Source organism: Pseudomonas koreensis, from assembly GCF_012986595.1.
In the GTDB taxonomy this organism is placed as follows: Bacteria; Pseudomonadota; Gammaproteobacteria; order Pseudomonadales; family Pseudomonadaceae; genus Aquipseudomonas; species Aquipseudomonas koreensis.
In genome coordinates this window covers 426522-447565 of record NZ_JAAQYM010000003.1, presented here as the reverse complement: position 1 = coordinate 447565, position 21044 = coordinate 426522, and the positions used below count along the sequence as shown (strand labels likewise).

The window sequence follows — 21044 nt, the reverse complement described above, 5'->3', positions numbered from 1 at the left end:
CGATTTGTGCTGCTCTCTCCGACTTGTGACGCACCACGCGATTCAAATTTGCCGGTTTTGTTACTTTCGCGGAGGATGCGCGGTGATTTTGCGGCTAATGTTCTCATTCGTGACACAAAATAACGTTCTGATAACCGTTGTCATTTGGTCATTGAACACCGCAACGGCATAATGCCCCGCCCACATCATTGCAGAGTCTAGGGAGCTAGCTTGTCTACGCCTGTCGAACCCTTGCGTTTGCTGCTACTGGCCGAAGAGCCAGCGTGGACAGCGTTATTGCGCGAGTGTCTGGCTCCGATGGGGAGCGCGGCGGTGCTGATCAGCGCGCCGAGCTGGGAGTCGGTCAGCAGTTTGTTCGAAGACAACCGCCATGCGGTGTTGTTGACCGTTCCGGCATTGCAGCCGGCCCCGGGCCGATGCAGCCTGCCGACGGTGTTGCTGCTGGAACACGAACCGGCCACTGCGCCCGTTGGTGTCAGCGACTGGCTGGTGTTCGACGCCCTCGACGCCGGCATGCTGCGACGTTGCCTGCGCCATGTGCGGGAACGCGGCGTGCTCGAAAATACGCTGCAACGCCTCGCCGAACAGGATCCGCTGACCGGCATCGCCAATCGCCAGGGGTTCCAGACCTTGCTCGCTGCGCGCCTTGCCGAAGGCGACGGTCGCGGCCTGGCCCTCGGGCATCTTGACCTCGACAACTTCCGCCACGCCAATGACGCCCTCGGCCATCAGGCCGGCGACCGGCTGATCCTGCAAGTCGTCGCACGGCTGAAAAGCCAGTTGGAGGCCGGTGATCAACTGGCGCGGCTGGGCAGCGATGAATTTGCCCTGCTGATCGACACCCGCCGCGCGCCGCAACGCGCCGAGTGGATGGCCGAACGCATCACCGAAGCACTCGCCGAACCGTATTGGGTCGATGGCGAAAGCCTGTTGATCGGCTCCAGCCTCGGCATCGCCCATGCCCGTGCGCAGGGCGGCGCCGATCCGCTGATGTGGCATGCGCACATCGCCATGCAGCAGGCCAAGAGCACCCAGGGTTGCACCTTCCATATCTTCAACGAACGCATCAACCGCAACGCACGGAGCATGGCCGACCTCGAAAGCGAGCTGCGTCGGGCCCTGCGTCGCGATGAGCTGGAGCTGCATTACCAGCCACGCTTGAATCTGGCGGACGGCCAGATCGTCGGCCTCGAAGCTCTGGTGCGCTGGCGCCATGGCGAGCGGGGCTTGTTGCCACCGAGCGAATTCGTGCCGCTGGCGGAGCAGAGCGGTTTGATCGTGCCGCTGGGCTACTGGGTGATTTCCCGGGCGCTGCGCGACATGCAGGCGCTGCGCGAGCGCGGGTTGCCGGCGCTGCACATGGCGATCAACCTGTCGTTCCGTCAGTTTCAGGACAGTCAGTTGTTGCCGACCCTCAGTCGCCTGATCGCCGAGCGCGGTGTCGAGGCGCAGTGGCTGGAGTTCGAACTGACCGAGACCGCCGTGATGCGCCGCAGCGATCTGGTCAAACAGACCATGGACGCCCTCGGCCGCCTCGGCGTGCGCTTCTCGCTGGATGACTTCGGCACCGGGTTCTCGTCTTTCGTGCACCTCAACAGCTTGCCCATCACCTTGCTGAAGATCGACAAGAGCTTCGTCGGCGGCATGGAACAGCGCGAAGAGAACCGCAAACTGGTGCACGCGATGATCAACCTCGCGCACAACCTGCACCTGGAAGTGGTGGCCGAAGGGGTCGAGACACCAGAGCAACTGGAGTTGTTGCGCGGGTTTGGCTGCGATCAGGTGCAGGGCTATCTGATCAGCCGGCCGTTGCCGTTGGCGGAGTTGGTGGAGTACCTCACCTTCGGTTCAAGCCAACAGGTTTCTGTGGAGGCCGTTTAACAGATCGCAGCCTGCGGCAGCTCCTACACAGATCCCTGTAGGAGCTGCCGCAGGCTGCGATCTTGTGATCTTAATCCGCGCGAACGGTCTCGAACCTCTGTGACACAGGCTCACGCCGAATCATCCGTTTCATTTTCCATTCAAACGCCAGCGTCAAACTCACCGCCGCACACGCCAACCCCAGCGCCAGACCCCACCAGACGCCCGTCGGCCCCCAGTTCAAGTGGAATGCCATCCACCACGCCGCCGGCGCGCCGATCAGCCAATAGCAACCGAGGCCGACCAGGAACGTGGTCTTCGCGTCCTTGAGCCCACGAATGCAGCCCATGGCGATGGTCTGGGTGCCGTCAAACAGCTCGAACCACGCCGCCACCGCCAACAGGCTCACGGCCAGACGAATCACCTCGGCAAACGCCGGGTTGTCGTGGTCGAGGAACAACCCGACCAGTTGATTCGGCAACAGCCAGAACACCATGGCGAAGCCCAGCATCACCACCGCGCCGAAGACGATCCCGACCCGCCCGGACATCCGCGCATCGCCCAGTTGCCCGGCGCCGTAGTGCTGGCCGACGCGCATGGTGATGGCGTAGGACATGCCCGCCGGCACCATGAACGCCACGGAAACGATCTGCAGGGCGATCTGATGGGCGCCCAGCTGCGTGCTGCCCATGGTGCCCATGCACAGCGCGGCGAAGGCGAACAGACCGACTTCCACCGCGTAGGTGCCGCCAATCGGCAGGCCGAGGCGCCACAGCTCCTTGAGGTATTGGCGGTTCGGCCGCGACAGGCCGGCGCGCAACGGGTAAGCGTCGTAGGCCGGGTGCCGGCGGATGTGCCAAGCGAGGGCCAGCGCCATGCAGTTGGCGACAATCGCCGTGACCAGACCGATGCCCGTCAGCCCCAGTTTCGGCAGGCCGAACATGCCGGTGATCAACGCATAGTTGAGCAGGAAGTTGGCCACGGTGCCGCCCAGGCTGATGACCATCACCGGGGTCGCCCGGCCAATCGCACTGGTGAAGCCGCGCAGGGCCATGAAGCTCAGATAGCCGGGCAGGGCAAAGGGCAGGGCGATCAAAAATTGTCCAGCGGCGTTGACGTTGGTTTCGGTCTGGCCGAACAGCAGCAACACCGGTTTCAGATTCCACAGCAGCAGCCCGGCGCCCAGCGCCATCAGCCACGCCAGCCACAATCCAGCCTGGGTCAGGCGCGCGGCGCCGATGATGTCGCCGGCGCCCTGCCGGATCGCCACCAGGGTGCCCACCGCTGCGATCACGCCGATGCAGAAGATCGACACGAACGAGTAACTCGCCGCTCCCAGTCCGCCGCCGGCCAGGGCTTCGGGACTCAGGCGCGCCATCATCAGGGTGTCGGTCAGCACCATCAACATGTGCGCCAACTGTGAAGCAATCAACGGCCCCGCCAGCCGCAGGATGGCCCAGAGTTCGGTACGCACAGGATGCTGCATGGTCATCACCACTCATGAAAGAGGGAACAAGGAGCCATCGATTCTCGGCGCTTAAGCGCTTTCGCACAAAGGGATAAAAAGGATGGGTGGCATGATTAAAACTCATCCAGATCAGATTCTGCTAAGTTGGCCGTAACCCGCTATAGGAGCTTTCCGAATGTCCCGTCGTCTTCCTCCCTTGTATGCCCTGCGCGCATTCGAAGCGGCGGCGCGACACAGCTCGTTCACCCGCGCAGCCGAGGAGCTGTCGATCACCCAGAGTGCAGTGAGTCGGCACATTCGTACGCTTGAAGAGCATTTCGCCTGCAAGCTGTTTCACCGCAGCGGCCGTAACCTGCAACTCACCGAGTCGGCGCGGATGCTGCTGCCGGGGATTCGCGACGGCTTCGCCGCCCTTGAACGCGCCTGCAACACCTTGCGCGCCGAGGACGACATCCTGCGCATGAAAGCCCCCTCGACCCTGACCATGCGTTGGTTGCTGGCGCGGCTCAGTCGCTTTCGTCATCTACAGCCGGGCAATGAGGTGCAGCTGACCAGCGCGTGGATGGACGTGGACTCGGTGGATTTCAACGACGAGCCTTTCGACTGCGCGGTGTTGCTCAGTGACGGACACTTCCCGCCGGACTGGGAGGCCAGCCTGTTGTTTCCCGAAGAGCTGATTCCGGTCGGTGCGCCGAATTTGCTCAATGATCAACCCTGGGATCTGGCGCGGCTGGCCTCCACCGAATTGCTGCACCCGACCCCGGATCGACGTGACTGGCGCAGTTGGCTGGAGCACATGGGATTGTCTGATCAGATTTCGCTCAAGGGCGGACAGGTGTTCGATACCCTGGAGCTGGGGATGATCGCGGCGGCGCGGGGTTACGGTGTGTCCATGGGCGATTTGTTGATGGTGGCCGAGGATGTGGCGCAAGGTCGCTTGAGTCTGCCGTGGCCGACCGCCGTCGCCAGCGGACTGAATTACTACCTGGTCTGGCCGAAAACCCGCCCGGGAGGTGAACGTTTGCGCCGCCTCAGCGACTTCCTGCAAGGCGAAGTGCGGGCCATGGCGCTTCCGGCGGTGACGCGCTTGAGCTGAAACGTTCGAGCCGCCACAATGCCGGCCTTGTGCCATAACCCTGCTATTCGCTCAAGTATTCGGTTCTACCGCCGAATACGTGCATGTGGAACCGTCGTGCCGGTCTCCACGATTACACCCCACTATTAGAATTTTCCGAGCAAGTGCTGCGATCAAGGAGGATCCGGTGGCTCGGCCAGGAGCTGTCCATGTCTCAACCTCGTGCCCGGATCGCCTCGCAGCTGGGCCTCGCGCTCGCTGTGATACTGGCGATTGTCATCAGTGGCAGTACGGTGTTCGCCCTGCGTTCGCTGGATACCGCCAACCTCGCCACCCGTGAAGAGCACCTCGCCAGTGAGGCGCGGCTGCTGGCCGACCAGTTGAGCACCTTCCACGGCACGCTGCGCGAAAGTACCCAGCGCCTGAGCGGGCTGTTCGAGAAGCGCTTCAGCGCGGGTTTGAGCATTCACCCGGATGAGCCGGTGACGGTTGCCGGCACCCAGACCCCGGGCCTGCACCTGGGCGGCGAAGTGCTGAACAACAACTTCAAGGAAGTCGACGAGTTCAAGCAGATGACGGCCGGCGTCGCCACGCTGTTCGTGCGCAGCGGCGAAGACTTCGTGCGGGTCAGCACCTCGCTGACCAAACAGGACGGCACGCGCGCCATCGGCACCTTGCTCGATCATGCGCACCCGGCTTATGCGAAGTTGATGGCGGGGCAGGGCTATGTCGGCCGTGCCTTGCTGTTCGATCGCTCGTACATGACCCAATACACCCCGGTGCGCGATGGCAGCGGCAAGGTGATTGCGGTGCTGTTCGTCGGCTTCGATTACACCGACGCGCAGAACATCCAATTCGACAATCTCAAGCGATTCCGTATTGGCCAGAGCGGTTCGCTGGCGCTGCTGGATGAGCAGAACAAGTGGTTGGTCGCGCCTGCCGGTGTGCAGGCGCTGGATCAAGCAATTCCAGTAATCGGCGGCTTGGCCAAAGCGCCGGGTAAAGGCCAGTTCTGGAGCGACAAGGCCGAAGACTTCTACAGCGTTTCGGTGCCTTTCGATGGCGGTCCGTGGGCGGTGGTGGCGAGCATGCCGAAAGCCGAGATTCGCGCAGTGACCTGGAGCGTCGGCACCCAACTGGCGATCGGCAGTTTGCTGGCGATGCTGCTGGCGGTCGGTTCGGTGGTCTGGCTGCTGCGCAGCAAACTCGCGCCGCTAAGTGATCTGGTGCGTCAGGCCGAAGCCTTGGGCGCCGGTGACTTGAGCGTGCGCCTGAACGTGACGAGCAACGACGAGATTGGCCAGCTGTCCCGCGCGTTCAACCAGATGAGCCAGGCGCTGTCGATCATGGTCGAGCATATCCGCCGCTCCTCGGAAGAGGTCAACAGCCGGGCCCAGGCGCTGTCCGGTTTGTCCGGTGGTGCTTATGAAGGCATGGAGCAGCAGTCGGGTGAAATCACCAGCATGGCCGGCGCCGTGGAAGAGTTCAGCGCTACCTCGCTGAACATCGCCGACAACATGGGCAACACCCAGCGTCTGGCCCAGGAAAACGCGCAACAGACCCAGATCGGGCGCACGTCGATGGAAGAGGCTTCTTCCTCGCTGGAGCAAATCGCTGGTGCACTGAACACCACCGCGACCGTGATCAACACCCTCGGTCAGCGCTCCCAGGAAATCGGCGGCATCGTCAGCGTGATCACCTCGATTGCCGAACAGACCAACCTGCTGGCGCTCAACGCTGCGATTGAAGCCGCGCGCGCCGGTGAACAGGGCCGCGGTTTTGCCGTGGTGGCAGACGAAGTGCGCAACCTCGCTTCGCGCACCCGTCAGGCGACTGACGAAATCTCCGGGATGATCCACAGCATCCAGCAGGAAACCGGCAACGCCATCAGCACCATGGAGCAGGGCAACCTGCTGATGCAGGAAGGCCTGTCGCGCAACGCCAATGTCGCATCGGCGCTGGCGCGGATTGATGAACAGAGCCGTTCGGCAGGGCAACAGTTTGCTGCGATTACTACGGCGACCCAGGAGCAGAGCAGTACCGCTACGTTGCTGAGCAGTAACCTGCAAAGCATTGCGCTGGCCAACAGTGAGCAGCGTGAGGTGGTGTCGAACCTGGCGGTGACGGCCAAGGAGCTGGAGAAACTGGCAGCGGATCTGCGTTCCGAGGTTGATCGGTTTCGTTGATGCGCGGCAGACATAGCTATCGCGAGCAGGCTCACTCCTACAGGTATATCGGTAGGTCACAATGTGTGTGATCACTGAAGATGGGTGTAGGAGTGAGCCTGCTCGCGATAGCATCACTGCCAATCTAGAGTCAAACACTCGAATTCTTGCTCTTTCAAACTTGCTGAAACGTTTCCGCAGCGCTATAAAAATGGCACAACTCCAATAAAGGCTGCTGCCATGACTCCGCTCAAACTCGCCGTCGCCCTCGGCGCACTCTCTGCTGCCTCCCACACCATGGCTTGGGACTACGTCCTTCTCGATACCAACAAACCCGCGCAAAACTGGAGCATCTCCAGTGAGCAACTGGGGGTGAAAACCGACAAACCTTTCTCCGTCAGCCTGCGCACCTTGCATGGTGGGCGGCAGGAAGGGGTCAGCATCGTCGATATCGATAACGGCACGATGAAACTCTCGGTAGTGCCGACCCGAGGCATGAACGTCTTGCAGGCGTCGGTCGGCAACGTGCGTATGGGTTGGGATTCGCCAGTCAAGGAAGTGGTCAACCCAGCCTTCATCGAACTCAACGGACGCGGTGGCTTGGGTTGGCTGGAAGGTTTCAACGAGCTGGTGACCCGTTGTGGTTACGAATGGGTCGGCCATCCCGGTATGGACAATGGTGAGTTGCTGACCCTGCACGGGCGCGCCGCCAACATTCCGGCCAGCAGCGTTACCCTGCACATTGACGAGAAGCCGCCGTACGCCATCAGCCTGCGCGGCGAGTTGAAAGAGCAGGCCTTCAAGAAGGTCGACTTCTCGGTGGTCACTGAGCTGGTCACCGAGCCGGGTAGTGCGCGTTTCGCCCTCAACGACACGCTGACCAACAACGGCGATTATCCGAAGGAATACCAGGCGCTGTATCACAGCAACTTCAGTACGCCGTTCCTTGAACAGGGCGCACGGTTCGCGGCGCCGGTGAAGCAGGTCTCGCCCTTCAACGACAAGGCCAAAGCCGAGCTGGCCGACTGGCAGACCTACCGCGCACCAACCAAGGACTATGACGAAACCGTCTACAACGTCGTGCCCTATGCCGATGCCAAAGGCGAAACCCTGACCGTTTTGCACGACAAGGCCGGCAGCCTGGGTGTCTCCGTAGGCTTCAACACTCAGCAGTTGCCGGTGTTTTCCCTGTGGAAAAACACTGACACCCAAGGGCAGGGCTATGTCACGGGCCTTGAGCCGGGCACCAGTTTTTCCTACAACCGCCGCTATCAGCGCCCGCTGAATCTGGTGCCAACCATTGCGCCCAAGGAACACAAGCAGTTCCAGATCAGCTACAGCCTGCTCGCGGACAAAGGTGCTGTGGATAACGCCTTGAAGCGCGTGACCGAAATTCAGGCCGGGCGTGAAACCGAAGTGCGGCAAACGCCGTTGGTGGATCTGACCAAGCATTAAGGCGTCGCCGGCCGGTATTGCAGCGCTTCGGCCAAGTGCTCACGGCTGATTGCATCGACTTGCTCAAGGTCTGCCAGAGTTCTCGCAACCTTGAGCAAGCGATGCGCCGAACGTAGCGACAAAGTCAGCCGTTCACACGCCGATTCCAGCCATTTTTCATCGGCTGTGGATAACTTGCAGTGCCGCTTCAGCCCCGGCAGATCAAGAAATGCATTGGCGCAGCCTTGACGCTTTTGCTGACGCTCACGCGCCTCGGCCACCAACGCCGCGGCGCTGGCGCTGTCTTCTCCCGGCTTCACCGTCGGATTCAACGCCGTCGCTTCCCGCGCCACTGTCAGGTGCAGATCGATCCGATCCAGCAATGGCCCCGACAGTTTGTTGCGATAACGCTGGACCATGTCCGGCGTGCAGGAGCACTTGCCGCTTGGCTCGCCGAGATATCCACAGGGACACGGATTCATCGCCGCCACCAACTGGAAGCGCGCCGGAAAGCGCACGCGATCCTTGGCTCGGGCGATCACGATATGCCCGGACTCCAGCGGCTCGCGCAGCACCTCCAGCACCTTGCGATCAAACTCCGGCAGCTCATCGAGAAACAGCACGCCGTGGTGGGCGAGGGTGATTTCGCCGGGTTGCGGTTTCGAGCTGCCGCCAACCAGTGCCGGGCCTGATGCCGAGTGGTGTGGCTGGCGAAAAGGACGTTGCGGCCAATGGGTCAACGGCACGCCGCTGGCGACGGATTGAATGGCGGCCACCTCCAGTGCTTCGCATTCGGACAATGGCGGGAGCAGTCCCGGCAATCGACTGGCCAACAATGTCTTGCCCGTTCCCGGCGGCCCGCTGAACAACAGGTTGTGTGCGCCCGCCGCCGCGATCAGCAGCGCACGTTTGGCTGCCATTTGCCCCTGCACTTCGTTGAGATCGGGATAGGGTCTGGCGGCATGAATCAAGCCGTCCGATACATAAGGCTCCACGGGCGTGTGCCCGTTGAAATGTGCCACCGCTTCCAGCAGATGATCCACCGCAAACACCTTCAACCCCGAAGCAAGGCAGGCCTCCTCGGCATTCGCCCGCGGCACGACCAGCGCCCGCCCCGCCTTGCGCGCCGCCAGTGCCGCCGGCAACACCCCGCGCACCGCTCGTACGGCGCCGGACAACGCCAACTCACCGAGGCATTCCACCTCATCCAGCGTCAGACACGGAACCTGCACACTTGCCGACAGAATCCCCAAAGCAATCGCCAGATCAAACCGCCCGCCATCCTTGGGCAGATCCGCCGGCGCCAGATTCAAAGTGATCCGCCGCGCCGGAAACTGCAGCCCGGAATTGATGATCGCGCTGCGCACCCGATCCTTGCTCTCCTTCACCGCCGCCTCGGGCAGGCCGACCATGGTCAGCGACGGCAGACCGTTGGCCAGATGGACTTCGACGGTGACAGCGGGGGCTTCCACGCCAATCTGGGCGCGACTGTGGACGATGGAGAGAGACATGGTCGTTCCTTGAGCTGAATCGGGGAGCCGCTTCCTGCGGGTTTTTTAAGGGTAGTTGGGAGAACGAGTCCAAGTGGCATGGATGCGAGGGCAAACTTTCGCTGGATGTTGCCAAGTTGCCCTCCCAAGCCAAGTAGAGGCGCCACATTAGTTTTCTTGTTTGGGATTTTTTACTTGGCTTCCTCCCCCGGCCAGCCAACCATCCGGTTCGAGTTCTTTTCCGTACTTGGCCGCTACCTCAATAAAACGACGTTGATTGGCTGAAATACCTCCGGCTAACCGAAGTGCTTCAGCGTGATATCCAACAATTTCTTCTAGCTTTGCCCTTCTCTTTTTGTCTTTCATTGAGGCCTCGTTTTTTGGGTGACGGATGCTTCGTTGGTCACCGTAGTACAAGGAGGAAGAGTCGCGTAATCAGGCTCAGACGCTGATTTTTGTAGGGCCATGCCCTAATAGTTGTAGGACGTCGGCGAAAGGGTTTCGACGGTCTTGTATCGCGGAGTCGGATGCTCCAGTTTGGCCACTCAACGCAGCCTTTGGAGGCGAAAAATGGACCGCAATGGTACGCGCCCGATTCATCCGGGCGAGGTTCTGAATAAGGAATTCATGGAGCCGTTGGGCATGACCGTCATGGATCTGGCCATGCCCACGAAATGGCCCGAAAGTGAGATAGAAAAGCTTGTGAATTGCCAGCTCAGGATCTGCGCCGACCTGGCAATCAGACTTGCCATTCATCTCAACACCACGCCTGAGTTCTGGATGAATCTTCAATCGACTTACGATTTGCGCAGGGCCCAGCTCCGGCATTCGGGCTTATAGCGATTGCAACATCCGTGAAGCTCTTTTCCACCATCGCCCCGCCTCGCGCTTCGGCATTTCTCGCTCTACCACCATCAACGGCACATCCTGCAACCGTATCCACGGCTGGTTATTCCAGTGCAACAGACTCAATGACATATCCGGCCAACTGAGCAGGCTCAGGTGTAGGCGTTCGCTTGTGGAGTGTTGGGCGTCACGCAAAGTGGGAATGACTTGATGGGTGAGCCATTCGCGTAGCGCTCGGTATTCGGGGCAGTAGTGGTAGACGAGGAGGGCGTAGATGCCGGATTCGCTGATCAGCAGGGTGTTTTCGATCTGGTGGTGGATCAGGATTTTGCGGGTTTGGTATTGGTCGGGGTCGAGTTTTCGCAGGATGCGTTCGTTTAGGTAGATGTGGAGCAATCGCCCGAGGTCGCGGGCGCAGAACCAGGGTTGGTTCTGGATGAGGAGGGCGTGGAGGGGGAGTTTGTGGCGGGTGAAGATGCTAGGTGTTAGATAGTTTTCGTCCATGGTTCAGTTCTCGAATTCAAGTGAAGAAAACTGCTTCTGTCCGTCGCCAAACGAAAAGGGTGGCAGCTATGCGCGGGTTGGCGAACCGGTGAATTCGAAACCGGCAGACCCTGAGGTCTCCCACGCAAAGCCGCCATAACTCGTTGAGAGAAAACCTCTCTGTGAATTTAGTTGCATTGCGTCAAATTCGATCCAGGTCGCCAAACCCGGTGCTGAACATTCAGCATCAGATGAGCTTAGAAACCTGGGCTTTTCGGCGCAATCGGACGGCGGTGGTGCAGGTTGTAGGACGTTGCCGAGATGATTGAAAGGCTGAAGATCAAAAGATCGCAGCCTTCGGCAGCTCCTACAGGGGGAGCAGATTATTCCGCGGGCGGTGTCAGCTTCGCTTCCATCTCAGCCACTTTCGCTTCGAGGCTCTCGAGGCGAGCGCGAGTGCGGGCCAGTACGACCATCTGGCTGTCGAATTCTTCGCGGCTCACCAGGTCGAGTTTGCTGAAGGCGCTCTGCAGCAGCATCTTGAACTGGCTTTCGATTTCGGCTTTCGGCAGCGGGGTGTCGCCGCTGAACAGGCGAGAGGCGGTGCCGCTCAGGGCGTCGAGGAAGTCTTTGGGCGCGAGCATGGTGGATGTCCTGAAAACAATGGCCGGCAGTGTATCACGCAGTGTCTATAGTCATTGACGCAGGCACGGATGCACGCTTTTCGCGCAAGCGGACGGACGGCAACGCACCGTTGTTGTGCGTAACCGCCGCGCGTTTTTCGCGCAAGCGCCTGCGGCAGCGGCCAAGGGATTGAAATCAGGGGAATTTGGCGAGATGGCAAGCTTTCTGCTTAGTCGGTAGTGACCCATGCACTGATGCAGTCGCTGTGACGAATGCAGTGCGGCAGACGGAGCGGGGAGTTTCGTCAGCAGCGGTTAGCTGGCGTCAGTCGGGCAGGTAAGGCCGACGATGCGTTACAAAGCCAGGCACTGCGCTTAGACTTGAGTCGGGTTTGTTTTCCTGGGGCAAGTCCACCAATTCGGGAGAGAGTTTCATGAAGCTAGTCACTGCCATCATCAAGCCGTTCAAGTTGGACGACGTGCGCGAGTCGCTGTCCGAAATCGGCGTGCAGGGCATTACCGTTACTGAAGTCAAAGGCTTCGGCCGGCAGAAGGGTCACACCGAGCTGTATCGCGGCGCGGAATATGTGGTCGATTTTCTGCCCAAGGTGAAAATCGACGTGGCCATCGACGACAAGGATCTGGATCGGGTTATCGAGGCGATAACCAAGGCTGCCAACACCGGCAAGATCGGTGACGGCAAGATCTTCGTGGTCAATCTGGAACAGGCGATTCGCATCCGTACCGGCGAAACCGATACCGACGCGATCTAAGCGCTGCCACAAACCCAACGCCCCAGGAGAAAACAATATGACTCTGCGTAAATTCGCAGGGCTAGGCGCCCTGTTGTCCATCGTAATGCCCAGCCTCGCTATGGCGGCAGACGAAGTGGCGGCCCCAGTCCTCAATTCCGGCGATACTGCCTGGATGCTCACCTCGACAGCCCTCGTGCTGTTCATGACCATTCCCGGCCTGGCGCTGTTCTACGGCGGCATGGTTCGCTCCAAAAACATTCTTTCCGTGATGATGCAGTGCTTCGCCATTACCGGTCTGATCAGCATCCTGTGGGTCATTTATGGCTACAGCATTGCGTTCGACACCACCGGCATGGAGCAGGGCGTCGTCAATTTCAACTCGTTCTTCGGCGGCATGGGCAAGGCGTTCCTCGCCGGTGTCACGCCTTCAAGCCTGACCGGCCCTGCGGCGCTGTTCCCTGAAGCGGTGTTCATCACCTTCCAGATGACCTTCGCGATCATCACCCCGGCGCTGATCGTCGGTGCGTTCGCCGAGCGGATGAAATTCTCCGCGATGCTGATCTTCATGGGTGTGTGGTTCACTCTCGTCTATGCACCGATCGCGCACATGGTCTGGTCCGGCAACGGCGGCCTGATGTGGGACTGGGGCGTACTCGACTTCGCGGGCGGCACCGTGGTGCACATCAATGCCGGTGTGGCCGGTCTGATTGCCTGCCTGGTACTGGGCAAGCGCAAAGGCTTCCCGACCACCCCGATGGCGCCGCACAACCTCGGCTACACCCTGATGGGCGCAGCGATGCTGTGGGTTGGCTGGTTCGGCTTCAACGCCGGTTCCGCTGCAGCGGCCAACGGCACCGCCGGCATGGCGATGCTGGTCACTCAGATCGCGACCGCTGCTGCCGCGCTGGGCTGGATGTTTGCCGAATGGATCACCCACGGCAAGCCAAGTGCACTGGGCATCGCCTCGGGTGTGGTTGCCGGTCTGGTGGCAATTACTCCGGCTGCTGGCACCGTGGGCCCGATGGGCGCCCTGGTGATCGGTCTGGCGGCGGGCGTGGTGTGCTTCTTCTGCGCGACCACCCTCAAACGCAAACTCGGTTATGACGATTCCCTGGACGCCTTCGGCGTACACGGTATCGGCGGTATCCTCGGCGCGATCCTCACTGGTGTATTCGCTGCACCGTCGCTGGGTGGCTTCGGCACCGTGACCGACATCGCCGCACAAGTGTGGATTCAGTGCAAAGGCGTCGGCTTCACGGTGATCTACACCGCGATCGTCACCTTCATCATCCTCAAGGTCCTGGACGCTGTGATGGGGCTGCGTGTGACCGAGGAAGAAGAATCGGTAGGTCTCGATCTGGCACAACACAACGAACGCGGCTACAACCTGTAAGTACGCGTATCAAAAAAACTTGCCCGGCTTGCCGGGCATTTTTTTGTCTGGGATTTGTCATTGAAGGGAAGGCTGAAAGGATTTTTCGTACGGCTTTGGTCGTGTTTACGACCCGCGTTTTACTGCGGCCAATCGCTTACATCATTGCGGGAATATTAGGGTCTTTGTTTTTTCCCAGAGCGCGCTAGAATGCGCCCCGAACGTGCGGAGAACTGTATGTGGCAACAGACTCTGATAACCCTGCGGGCACGGCCCCGGGGCTTTCATCTGGTGACGGACGAGTTACTCGCCGGCCTGCCTGAACTCAAGGCGTGTCGGGTCGGTCTGTTGCATTTGTGGCTGCAGCATACCTCGGCGTCGTTGACCATCAACGAGAACGCCGATCCGGCGGTCTGTCGCGACTTCGAACGATTTTTCAATCGTCTGATCCCACAAGGAACAGACGGCTATGAGCATAACGACGAAGGCCTGGACGACCTCCCGGCGCACTTCAAGGCCAGTGTGCTTGGCTGCCAGATCAGTTTGCCGGTATCGGCGGGACGACTGGCTCTGGGAACCTGGCAAGGCGTTTATCTGGGCGAGCACCGTGATCATGGCGGTGCCCGTAAAGTCCTCGCCACCTTGCACGGTGAAGGGGCGTAAACCGTTGGTCACCAGCGGTTACCGATTTTTTTCCGGCGACTTTCGACAGTCGCCAAAGCTGGTCTATAACTAATCTGCTTTTCGCAAGTCATGAGGTAGAACATGAGCGACGATGATCTGGAAAACGACGACCTCGAAGTAGGCGACGAAGACGAGGCCGAGGATGGTCTGGAAGCAGCAGCGGAAGACGTTGCTGAAGACGATGGCGGTGACGACACGCCGGCCCCGGCTGCCAAAGGCAAAGCCAAGGCTGCGGTGTCGGTAGACGAGTTGCCGAGCATCGAAGCCAAGAACAAGGAGCGCGACGCCCTGGCCAAGGCCATGGAAGAGTTCCTTGCGCGCGGCGGCAAGGTGCAGGAAGTGGAGGCCAACGTGGTCGCCGATCCGCCCAAGAAGCCGGATAACAAGTACGGCAGCCGCCCTATCTGAGGCGTGCCACTTGCTTGCTGAAAAAGCCCGCCGTCGCTGCGGGCTTTTTCATGCCTGGAATAAAAGCGCTCGTTCACTGCGACATTGTGGCGAGGGAGCTTGCTCCCGCTGGATTGCGAAGCGACCCCAAAATCTGCAAGCACATTTTTTCAGGAATACCGTGTTGGCTGGTTTTACGACGGCTGCGCCGCCGAGCGGGAGCAAGCTCCCTCGCCACAAAAAACAGTTTTATATCAGGCGGAAATGGCATTCCAGCGCGCCAGCACCGCCGGCAAATCGGTCAGGCTGCGGATCTCGGCATCCGGCAGCCGCTCGGCTTCCCAGACTTTGCCCGCCGGGTTGAACCAGATCGCGCGCATCCCCGCCTGCTGTGCCCCGGCGATGTCATCGCCCGGATGATCACCAATGTGCACCGCCAGGTCCGCGCTTACACCACCGCGCTGCAGGGCCTCATGGAACAGGCGTACATCCGGTTTGGCGATGCCGATGTCTTCGGCGCACAAGGCAAATTTGAAATAATCCGCCAGTCCCAGCCGGCGCACGTCGGCGTTGCCGTTGGTGACCACGCCGAGGGCGTAATGGTTGGCGAGGATTTCCAGGGTCGGCTCGACCTCCGGAAATACCGTGATCTGGTGCCGCGCATGCAAGAACACTTCAAAACTCTTGTCGGCCAGATCCGAGGCTTCGCCGTGGGTGTACCCGGCTTCCTCCAGCGCGTGGAACAGCACGCGCCGGCGCAACGCGCTGATGCGATGTTTCAGTCCAGGCTCGCTGCTCAGCACCCGCTCGCGAATCGCCCACAGATGCTCCACCGGCACCGCGCCCAGGTTCGGTGCATGTTCGCTCAACCATTCGCGCAATACCGCTTCGGCGCTGACGATCACCGGGGCGGTGTCCCACAGGGTGTCGTCGAGGTCGAAGGTGATCAACTGGATGTTCATGAATCGTCGCCTTTGCTGCGTTTGGCCCGTGGGTGGGCGCTGTCGTAGACCGCCGCCAGGTGCTGGAAGTCCAGGTGGGTGTAGATCTGCGTGGTCTTGATGTCGGAGTGGCCGAGCAGCTCCTGCACCGCGCGCAGGTCCTGCGAGGATTCCAGCAAGTGGCTGGCGAAGGAATGACGCAGCATGTGCGGGTGCAGGTTCTGCCCCAGTTCGCGTTCACCGGCCAGTTTGACCCGGACCTGAATCGCTCGCGGACCAAGGCGTCGGCCCTGCTGGCTGACAAACACAGCGTCATCCGCCGGGTTGGTCATGGCCCGTAGCGGCAGCCACTGTTCCAGGGCTTCTCGGGCCTTTTTGCCGACCGGCAGCAGTCGGGTCTTGCTGCCCTTGCCGAGCACTTGAACCATGCCGTCCGCCAGATCGAGTTGATCGAGGTTGAGCCCGGTCAGCTCGGAAAGACGCAGGCCCGAGGAGTAGAACAACTCCAGGATCGCCTGATCACGCCGCGCCAGAAAATCATCCTCGACCGCACCTTCCAGCAGTTGCAGTGCGCGGTCCGTGTCGAGGGTTTTCGGCAGGCGCCGCTCACCTTTCGGCGGGGCCAGGCCGGTGGCCGGGTCGTGGTCGCACAAGCCTTCACGATTGAGATAGTGATAGAGCCCGCGCACCGCCGAGAGCAAGCGGGCGAGGCTGCGCGAAGACTGGCCCTGCGCATGCAGGCGGGCGATCAGGCTGCGCAGGCGCTGAATATCCAGCACCGCCCAACTGCCGATGTTCTGTTTGATGCACCAGCCGAGGACTTTATCGAGGTCGCGGCGGTAGGCCGACAGCGTGTGCGGCGACACCTGTCGCTCACTGCGCAGGTGTTCGCAGTAAGCGTCCAGTTGTCGTTCCATGTTCAGCGTACCGAACGCAGGGAGCTGTTGACCCGTGGCAGCACGCGGCCCATGACTTCGGCGATGTAGCTGAGGAACAGCGTGCCGACCGAACTCTTGTAGTGCTGCGGATCGCGGCTGGCGACCGCCAGAATGCCGTGAATCCCCTGATGGCTGACCGCGACCACGGCAGTGGAGCCGATCTGCTTGCGCTGCTCTTCGCCGAACAGGAAGTCCAGCTCATGTTCACGCAGGGTGCCGCTGACGCTTTTGCCTTCGGTGAGCAGGCCGCCGATCGCGGTTTGCGCGTCGGCGTGGGTCACCCAGCGGCCGACCGGTGCCGGGTTGTCGCCGAGCAGGATCAGGCTGACAAAAGGCACCTGGAAGTCCTGGCGCAGGCTGTCTTCGACGCTGATCACCACGTCTTCGAGGCTGGCGGCGTCCATCAGGGCGAGGATCAGGCGGCGGGTCTTGTCGAACAGGCGATCGTTGTCGCGGGCGACGTCCATCAACTGCGAGAGGCGGTGGCGCATCTCGATGTTGCGGTCACGCAGAATGGTCATCTGCCGCTCGACCAGCGACACGGTGTCACCGCGTCGGTGGGGAATGCGCATGGCGGGCAGCAGTTCTTCGTGCTCGACGAAGAAGTCCGGATGAGCCTCCAGGTACGCGGCAACCGCTGCCGCCTCCAGGCTCTCGGACGCGGATTCGTCGGACTGTCGGGCGGGTACCTGAGGCTTATCGGTCATGGCTTCTGCTCACTCAAAGACGCACTTGTCCTTCGTATACACGCACTGCCGGACCGGTCATCAGCACCGGTTGGCCTGGGCCTGCCCACTCAATGGACAGGCGCCCGCCGGGCAGGTCGATCAACAGCGGCGAATCCATCCACCCCTGACTGATTGCCGCAACAGCCGCAGCGCAGGCGCCGGTGCCGCAGGCCTGGGTTTCCCCGGCGCCGCGTTCCCAGACGCGCAGTTGCGCGCGGTGGCGGTCGATGACCTGGAGAAAACCGACATTGACCCGCGCCGGGAAGCGCGGATGGTGTTCGATTTTCGGCCCCAGTTCATGCACCGGTGCGGTGTTGATGTCTTGCACGCGCAGCACCGCATGCGGGTTGCCCATCGACACGGCGGCCAGTTCGACCGTGGTGCCGTCGACTTCCAGTTGATAGCTGGAGGCCTGCGCCGGTGCGTCGAACGGTATGTCAGCCGGCACCAGGCGTGGCGCGCCCATGTTCACGCCGATCTGGCCATCGTTACGCACGTCCAGCTCAATGATGCCGCCCTTGGTCTCGACGCGAATCTTGCGCTTGGCGGTCAGGCGCTTGTCGAGCACGAAGCGGGCAAAGCAGCGCGCACCGTTGCCGCACTGTTCCACTTCCGAGCCGTCGGAGTTGAAGATCCGGTAACGGAAATCCACGTCCGGGTTGCTCGGCGCTTCGACGATCAGCAACTGGTCAAAACCGATACCCGTGTGCCGGTCGCCCCATTGCTTGGCGTGCTTGGGCTGAATATGCGCGTGCTGGCTGACCAGGTCGAGAACCATGAAGTCATTGCCCAGGCCGTGCATTTTGGTAAAACGCAGCAGCATGGGTTACTCCGGCAGCAGGCTTTCGCCGGCAAACAGCTCGGCCACGGTTTCGCGGCGGCGCACTTCAAATACCTGATCACCGTCTACCAACACTTCAGCGGCACGGCCACGGGTGTTGTAGTTGGAACTCATCACGAAGCCGTAGGCACCGGCCGAATGCACGGCCAGCAGGTCGCCTTCTTCCAGCGCCAGTTGGCGATCCTTGGCGAGGAAGTCGCCGGTTTCGCAGATCGGGCCGACCACGTCGTACTGGCGTGCTGCGGTGTCGCGCGGCTTGACCGCGGTGACGTCCATCCAGGCCTGGTACAGCGCCGGACGGATCAGGTCGTTCATCGCCGCGTCGACGATGGCGAAATCCTTGTGTTCGGTGTGCTTGAGATACTCGACCTGGGTCAGCAGCACGCCGGCGTTGGCGACGATGAAGCGGCCCGGTTCGAACACCAGCGCCAGATCGCGCCCATCCAGACGTTCGCGTACAGCCTTGATGTAGTCGCCGGCCAATGGCGGCTCTTCATCGCGATAACGCACGCCCAGCCCACCACCAAGATCGATGTGGCGCAGATGAATGCCGCAATCGCCGAGGCGGTCGACCAGATCCAGCAGGCGGTCGAGGGCATCGAGGAACGGTGGCAGGGTGGTCAGTTGCGAACCGATGTGGCAATCGACGCCGATCACTTCCAGGTTCGGCAGGTGCGCGGCACGCACGTACACGTCTTCGGCGTCGGCAATGGCGATGCCGAACTTGTTCTCTTTGAGACCGGTGGAAATGTACGGGTGGGTGCCGGCATCGACGTCCGGGTTCACGCGCAGCGAGACCGGCGCGCGAACGCCCAGTTCGGCAGCGACCACTTGCAGGCGCTCGAGCTCGTCGGTGGACTCGACGTTGAAGCAGTGCACGCCGACTTCCAGGGCACGACGCATGTCGTCACGGGTCTTGCCGACACCGGAGAACACGATCTTGTCGGCGCTGCCGCCAGCGGCCAGCACACGCTCCAGCTCGCCACGGGAAACGATGTCGAAACCGGCACCGAGACGGGCCAGAACATTCAGCACGCCAAGGTTGGAGTTGGCCTTGACCGCGTAGCAGACCAGGTGCGGCATGCCGGCCAACGCGTCGGCGTAGGCCAGATACTGGGCTTCAATGTGCGCACGCGAGTAGACATAGGTGGGCGTGCCGAAGCGGTCGGCGATGGCGGACAGCGCCACACCTTCCGCGAACAGCTCCCCGCCACGGTAGTTAAAAGCGTCCATGGCGATCCCTTATTGGTAAACGTCGTGCTTGTGTGCTTTGGACGGCTGCTTTTGCGAAGACTGAGCTTGTTCGGCCGGGTCCTGATCGTCATCCGGCAGGTACAGCGGGCCTTTTTGACCACAGGCCGAAACGAGGCAGGCAACCGCGACGAGCGCAGCAAGGTAAGAGATCAGGCGCTTCATGGCGAAATCCTTGAAAATGCGTTAATTGCGCCGGAGTATACCGGCCACCCGGCAGCTTGCCTATGCGAGGGGGTTCCCGTCCGGCGGGGCTCCCGAGAAGTGCATGATTCCCTGTGGGAGCGAGCCTGCTCGCGAATGCGGTGTGTCAGCCAGCAATAATGTTGAATGTGCCGGCCATTCGCGAGCAGGCTCGCTCCCACAGGGTTCGGTGTTGATGGGCTGGCAGGTGCTTGGTCGTTAATCTTTGCAATCGGCCGGCAGCGTCCGTATCTTTCGGCGCTTGAGCCTGATCAGACATTTTTTGAGGTTGCCGCAATGAGTTTGTCCGAAGCCCGTTTCCACGATCTGGTCGATGCTACCCAGCAGACGCTGGAAGATATCTTTGATGACAGCGACCTGGATATCGACCTGGAAAGCTCGGCAGGTGTCTTGACCGTCAAGTTCGAAAACGGCTCGCAGCTGATCTTCAGCCGTCAGGAGCCGCTGCGTCAGCTGTGGCTGGCGGCGGTGTCCGGTGGTTTCCACTTCGACTACGACGAAGAGAGCGAGCGCTGGATGTGCGACAAGAGCGAAGAGCAGCTGGGCGAAATGCTCGAGCGCATCGTCAAGCAGCAGGCCGGCGTCGAATTCGACTTCGAAGGTCTGTGATTTCGTGACTGATACCGCACCTGTTCGTCCGCCAAAGCCGCTCTACAGCAACATCAGCCCGGCCGTGCCTTCGCCGTGCAGCGGCGTGTGCCGGCTGGATGAACAGAAGGTTTGTCTCGGCTGCTTCCGCCATGTCGAGGATATTCGCGAATGGCGCTCGGCGGATGATCAGCGCCGTCGGATCATCTGCCAGCAGGCTGCCGCACGAAAATCACAAGCCTGATCCGATCTGTGGCGAGGGAGCTTGCTCCCGCTCGGCTGCGCAGCAGTCGTAGGAATTTCAGGGCCGCTACGCGCCCCAGCGGGAGCAAGCTCCCTCGCCACAAGGGTCTCCTCCGGTCCGGAGGGTGACTTGTATATTTTTTGAGCTGTGATAGTGTCCGACCACGCCTCAACCCATCGAGGCCTGGTGAAAACCCCGTCTTTTTTGGCGGGGTTTTGCTTTTTTTGTGTGCAGAAGAAAGGAGTCTGCCCGGATCATGACCGCACCTTCCATCACCCTTACCCGTCTGGACGTGCAACGTCTGGAGCGCCTGATCGACAGCCTGGATGACACGCTGCCGGGCGTGATCGCGCTGCAAACCGAACTGGACCGCGCCGATACACTGGTCGGCCACGATGAAGTGCCCGCTGACGTCGTGACCATGAATTCCCGCGTGCACTGCCGCGAAGAAGGCAGTGGCAAGGACTATCACCTGACGCTGGTCTATCCCAAGGACGCCAACGCCGACGAAGGCAAGATCTCGATTCTGGCTCCGGTCGGCAGCGCGCTGCTGGGCCTGAAGGTCGGTCAGCACATCGACTGGCCGGCACCGGGTGGCAAGACCCTGAAACTGACCTTGCTCGAAGTCGAATCGCAGCCGGCCAACGGCGGTGAATTCCGCGAATAA

The 21044-nt window shown here is 61.1% G+C and carries 23 protein-coding genes; 12 read left to right on the top strand and 11 right to left on the bottom strand.

Features of this window, described 5'->3' with window-relative positions; translation table 11 throughout:
- Window positions 1-210: 210 nt before the first annotated feature.
- Window positions 211-1881 (top strand): putative bifunctional diguanylate cyclase/phosphodiesterase, encoded by a 1671-nt coding sequence (locus HBN98_RS11590; RefSeq protein ID WP_064589802.1) that lies wholly within the window; start codon window positions 211-213, stop codon window positions 1879-1881.
- A 70-nt stretch (window positions 1882-1951) separates the two neighbouring features.
- Here HBN98_RS11590 and HBN98_RS11585 read toward each other — a convergent pair whose 3' ends face one another.
- Complete coding sequence (locus HBN98_RS11585) at window positions 1952-3346, bottom strand: NorM family multidrug efflux MATE transporter (protein ID WP_083369388.1); 1395 nt, start codon at window positions 3344-3346, stop codon at window positions 1952-1954.
- A gap of 157 nt (window positions 3347-3503) precedes the next feature.
- Here HBN98_RS11585 and HBN98_RS11580 point away from each other — a divergent pair, with 157 nt between their 5' ends.
- From HBN98_RS11580 to HBN98_RS11570, 3 genes are all read left to right on the top strand, one after another.
- Window positions 3504-4424, top strand: coding sequence for a LysR substrate-binding domain-containing protein (locus tag HBN98_RS11580; RefSeq protein ID WP_064589801.1), 921 nt, complete (start codon window positions 3504-3506; stop codon window positions 4422-4424).
- 188 nt (window positions 4425-4612) lie between these two features.
- Entirely contained in the window at window positions 4613-6589 is a 1977-nt protein-coding gene (locus HBN98_RS11575) for a methyl-accepting chemotaxis protein (RefSeq protein WP_083367558.1), read from the top strand.
- 219 nt (window positions 6590-6808) lie between these two features.
- Entirely contained in the window at window positions 6809-8023 is a 1215-nt protein-coding gene (locus HBN98_RS11570; RefSeq protein ID WP_083367559.1) for an aldose 1-epimerase family protein, read from the top strand.
- On the opposite strand, the gene HBN98_RS11565 is transcribed toward HBN98_RS11570, so the two are convergent.
- Window positions 8020-9513 (bottom strand): YifB family Mg chelatase-like AAA ATPase, encoded by a 1494-nt coding sequence (locus HBN98_RS11565; RefSeq protein ID WP_083367560.1) that lies wholly within the window; start codon window positions 9511-9513, stop codon window positions 8020-8022. The genes HBN98_RS11570 and HBN98_RS11565 overlap by 4 nt on opposite strands.
- A gap of 147 nt (window positions 9514-9660) precedes the next feature.
- Window positions 9661-9858 (bottom strand): hypothetical protein, encoded by a 198-nt coding sequence (locus HBN98_RS11560; protein ID WP_083367561.1) that lies wholly within the window; start codon window positions 9856-9858, stop codon window positions 9661-9663.
- A gap of 204 nt (window positions 9859-10062) precedes the next feature.
- On the opposite strand from HBN98_RS11560, the gene HBN98_RS11555 reads away from it, so the two are divergent.
- Complete coding sequence (locus tag HBN98_RS11555; protein ID WP_083367562.1) at window positions 10063-10332, top strand: HigA family addiction module antitoxin; 270 nt, start codon at window positions 10063-10065, stop codon at window positions 10330-10332.
- Here HBN98_RS11555 and HBN98_RS11550 read toward each other — a convergent pair.
- Window positions 10327-10842, bottom strand: a complete 516-nt coding sequence (locus HBN98_RS11550; protein ID WP_083367563.1) for a BRO-N domain-containing protein — start codon at window positions 10840-10842, stop codon at window positions 10327-10329. The genes HBN98_RS11555 and HBN98_RS11550 overlap by 6 nt on opposite strands.
- 362 nt (window positions 10843-11204) lie before the next feature.
- Window positions 11205-11465: an accessory factor UbiK family protein gene (locus HBN98_RS11545; protein ID WP_007920416.1), complete on the bottom strand. Its 261-nt coding sequence runs from the start codon at window positions 11463-11465 to the stop codon at window positions 11205-11207.
- Between the two features lie 413 nt (window positions 11466-11878).
- On the opposite strand from HBN98_RS11545, the gene glnK reads away from it, so the two are divergent.
- The 4 genes from glnK to sutA all read left to right on the top strand — a co-directional run bounded on the left by glnK (window position 11879) and on the right by sutA (window position 14663).
- Window positions 11879-12217: a P-II family nitrogen regulator gene (gene glnK / locus HBN98_RS11540; protein ID WP_002555808.1), complete on the top strand. Its 339-nt coding sequence runs from the start codon at window positions 11879-11881 to the stop codon at window positions 12215-12217.
- 37 nt (window positions 12218-12254) lie between these two features.
- A complete protein-coding gene (locus HBN98_RS11535) occupies window positions 12255-13592 on the top strand; it encodes an ammonium transporter (RefSeq protein WP_083367564.1) in 1338 nt (445 codons plus the stop codon).
- Between the two features lie 216 nt (window positions 13593-13808).
- On the top strand, window positions 13809-14234 hold the full coding sequence (locus tag HBN98_RS11530) for a secondary thiamine-phosphate synthase enzyme YjbQ (protein WP_083367565.1): 426 nt from the start codon (window positions 13809-13811) through the stop codon (window positions 14232-14234).
- Between the two features lie 102 nt (window positions 14235-14336).
- Window positions 14337-14663, top strand: coding sequence for a transcriptional regulator SutA (gene sutA / locus HBN98_RS11525; RefSeq protein ID WP_007951900.1), 327 nt, complete (start codon window positions 14337-14339; stop codon window positions 14661-14663).
- Window positions 14664-14896: 233 nt separating this feature from the next.
- Here the strand turns inward: sutA and HBN98_RS11520 are convergent, their stop codons facing one another.
- From HBN98_RS11520 to lptM, 6 genes are read right to left on the bottom strand one after another with little or no spacing between them, the layout of a single operon-like run.
- Window positions 14897-15604 carry an HAD family hydrolase gene (locus HBN98_RS11520; RefSeq protein WP_083367566.1) on the bottom strand — a complete coding sequence of 236 codons (708 nt, stop codon included), beginning with the start codon at window positions 15602-15604 and terminating at the stop codon, window positions 14897-14899.
- Complete coding sequence (gene xerC, locus HBN98_RS11515; RefSeq protein WP_083367567.1) at window positions 15601-16500, bottom strand: tyrosine recombinase XerC; 900 nt, start codon at window positions 16498-16500, stop codon at window positions 15601-15603. The genes HBN98_RS11520 and xerC overlap by 4 nt, the downstream gene beginning before the upstream one ends.
- 2 nt (window positions 16501-16502) lie before the next feature.
- On the bottom strand, window positions 16503-17228 hold the full coding sequence (locus HBN98_RS11510; RefSeq protein ID WP_064589786.1) for a DUF484 family protein: 726 nt from the start codon (window positions 17226-17228) through the stop codon (window positions 16503-16505).
- Between the two features lie 13 nt (window positions 17229-17241).
- Window positions 17242-18072, bottom strand: a complete 831-nt coding sequence (gene dapF, locus HBN98_RS11505; protein WP_064589785.1) for a diaminopimelate epimerase — start codon at window positions 18070-18072, stop codon at window positions 17242-17244.
- A gap of 3 nt (window positions 18073-18075) precedes the next feature.
- Window positions 18076-19323 (bottom strand): diaminopimelate decarboxylase, encoded by a 1248-nt coding sequence (gene lysA / locus HBN98_RS11500; RefSeq protein WP_064589784.1) that lies wholly within the window; start codon window positions 19321-19323, stop codon window positions 18076-18078.
- Window positions 19324-19332: 9 nt separating this feature from the next.
- Window positions 19333-19506, bottom strand: coding sequence for an LPS translocon maturation chaperone LptM (gene lptM / locus HBN98_RS11495; RefSeq protein ID WP_083367568.1), 174 nt, complete (start codon window positions 19504-19506; stop codon window positions 19333-19335).
- A 315-nt stretch (window positions 19507-19821) separates the two neighbouring features.
- Here lptM and cyaY point away from each other — a divergent pair, with 315 nt between their 5' ends.
- The 3 genes from cyaY to rnk all read left to right on the top strand — a co-directional run bounded on the left by cyaY (window position 19822) and on the right by rnk (window position 21044).
- Window positions 19822-20154, top strand: coding sequence for an iron donor protein CyaY (cyaY, locus tag HBN98_RS11490; RefSeq protein WP_083367569.1), 333 nt, complete (start codon window positions 19822-19824; stop codon window positions 20152-20154).
- A 4-nt stretch (window positions 20155-20158) separates the two neighbouring features.
- Entirely contained in the window at window positions 20159-20377 is a 219-nt protein-coding gene (locus HBN98_RS11485; RefSeq protein ID WP_083367570.1) for a DUF1289 domain-containing protein, read from the top strand.
- A 256-nt stretch (window positions 20378-20633) separates the two neighbouring features.
- A complete protein-coding gene (gene rnk / locus HBN98_RS11480) occupies window positions 20634-21044 on the top strand; it encodes a nucleoside diphosphate kinase regulator (RefSeq protein ID WP_047596730.1) in 411 nt (136 codons plus the stop codon).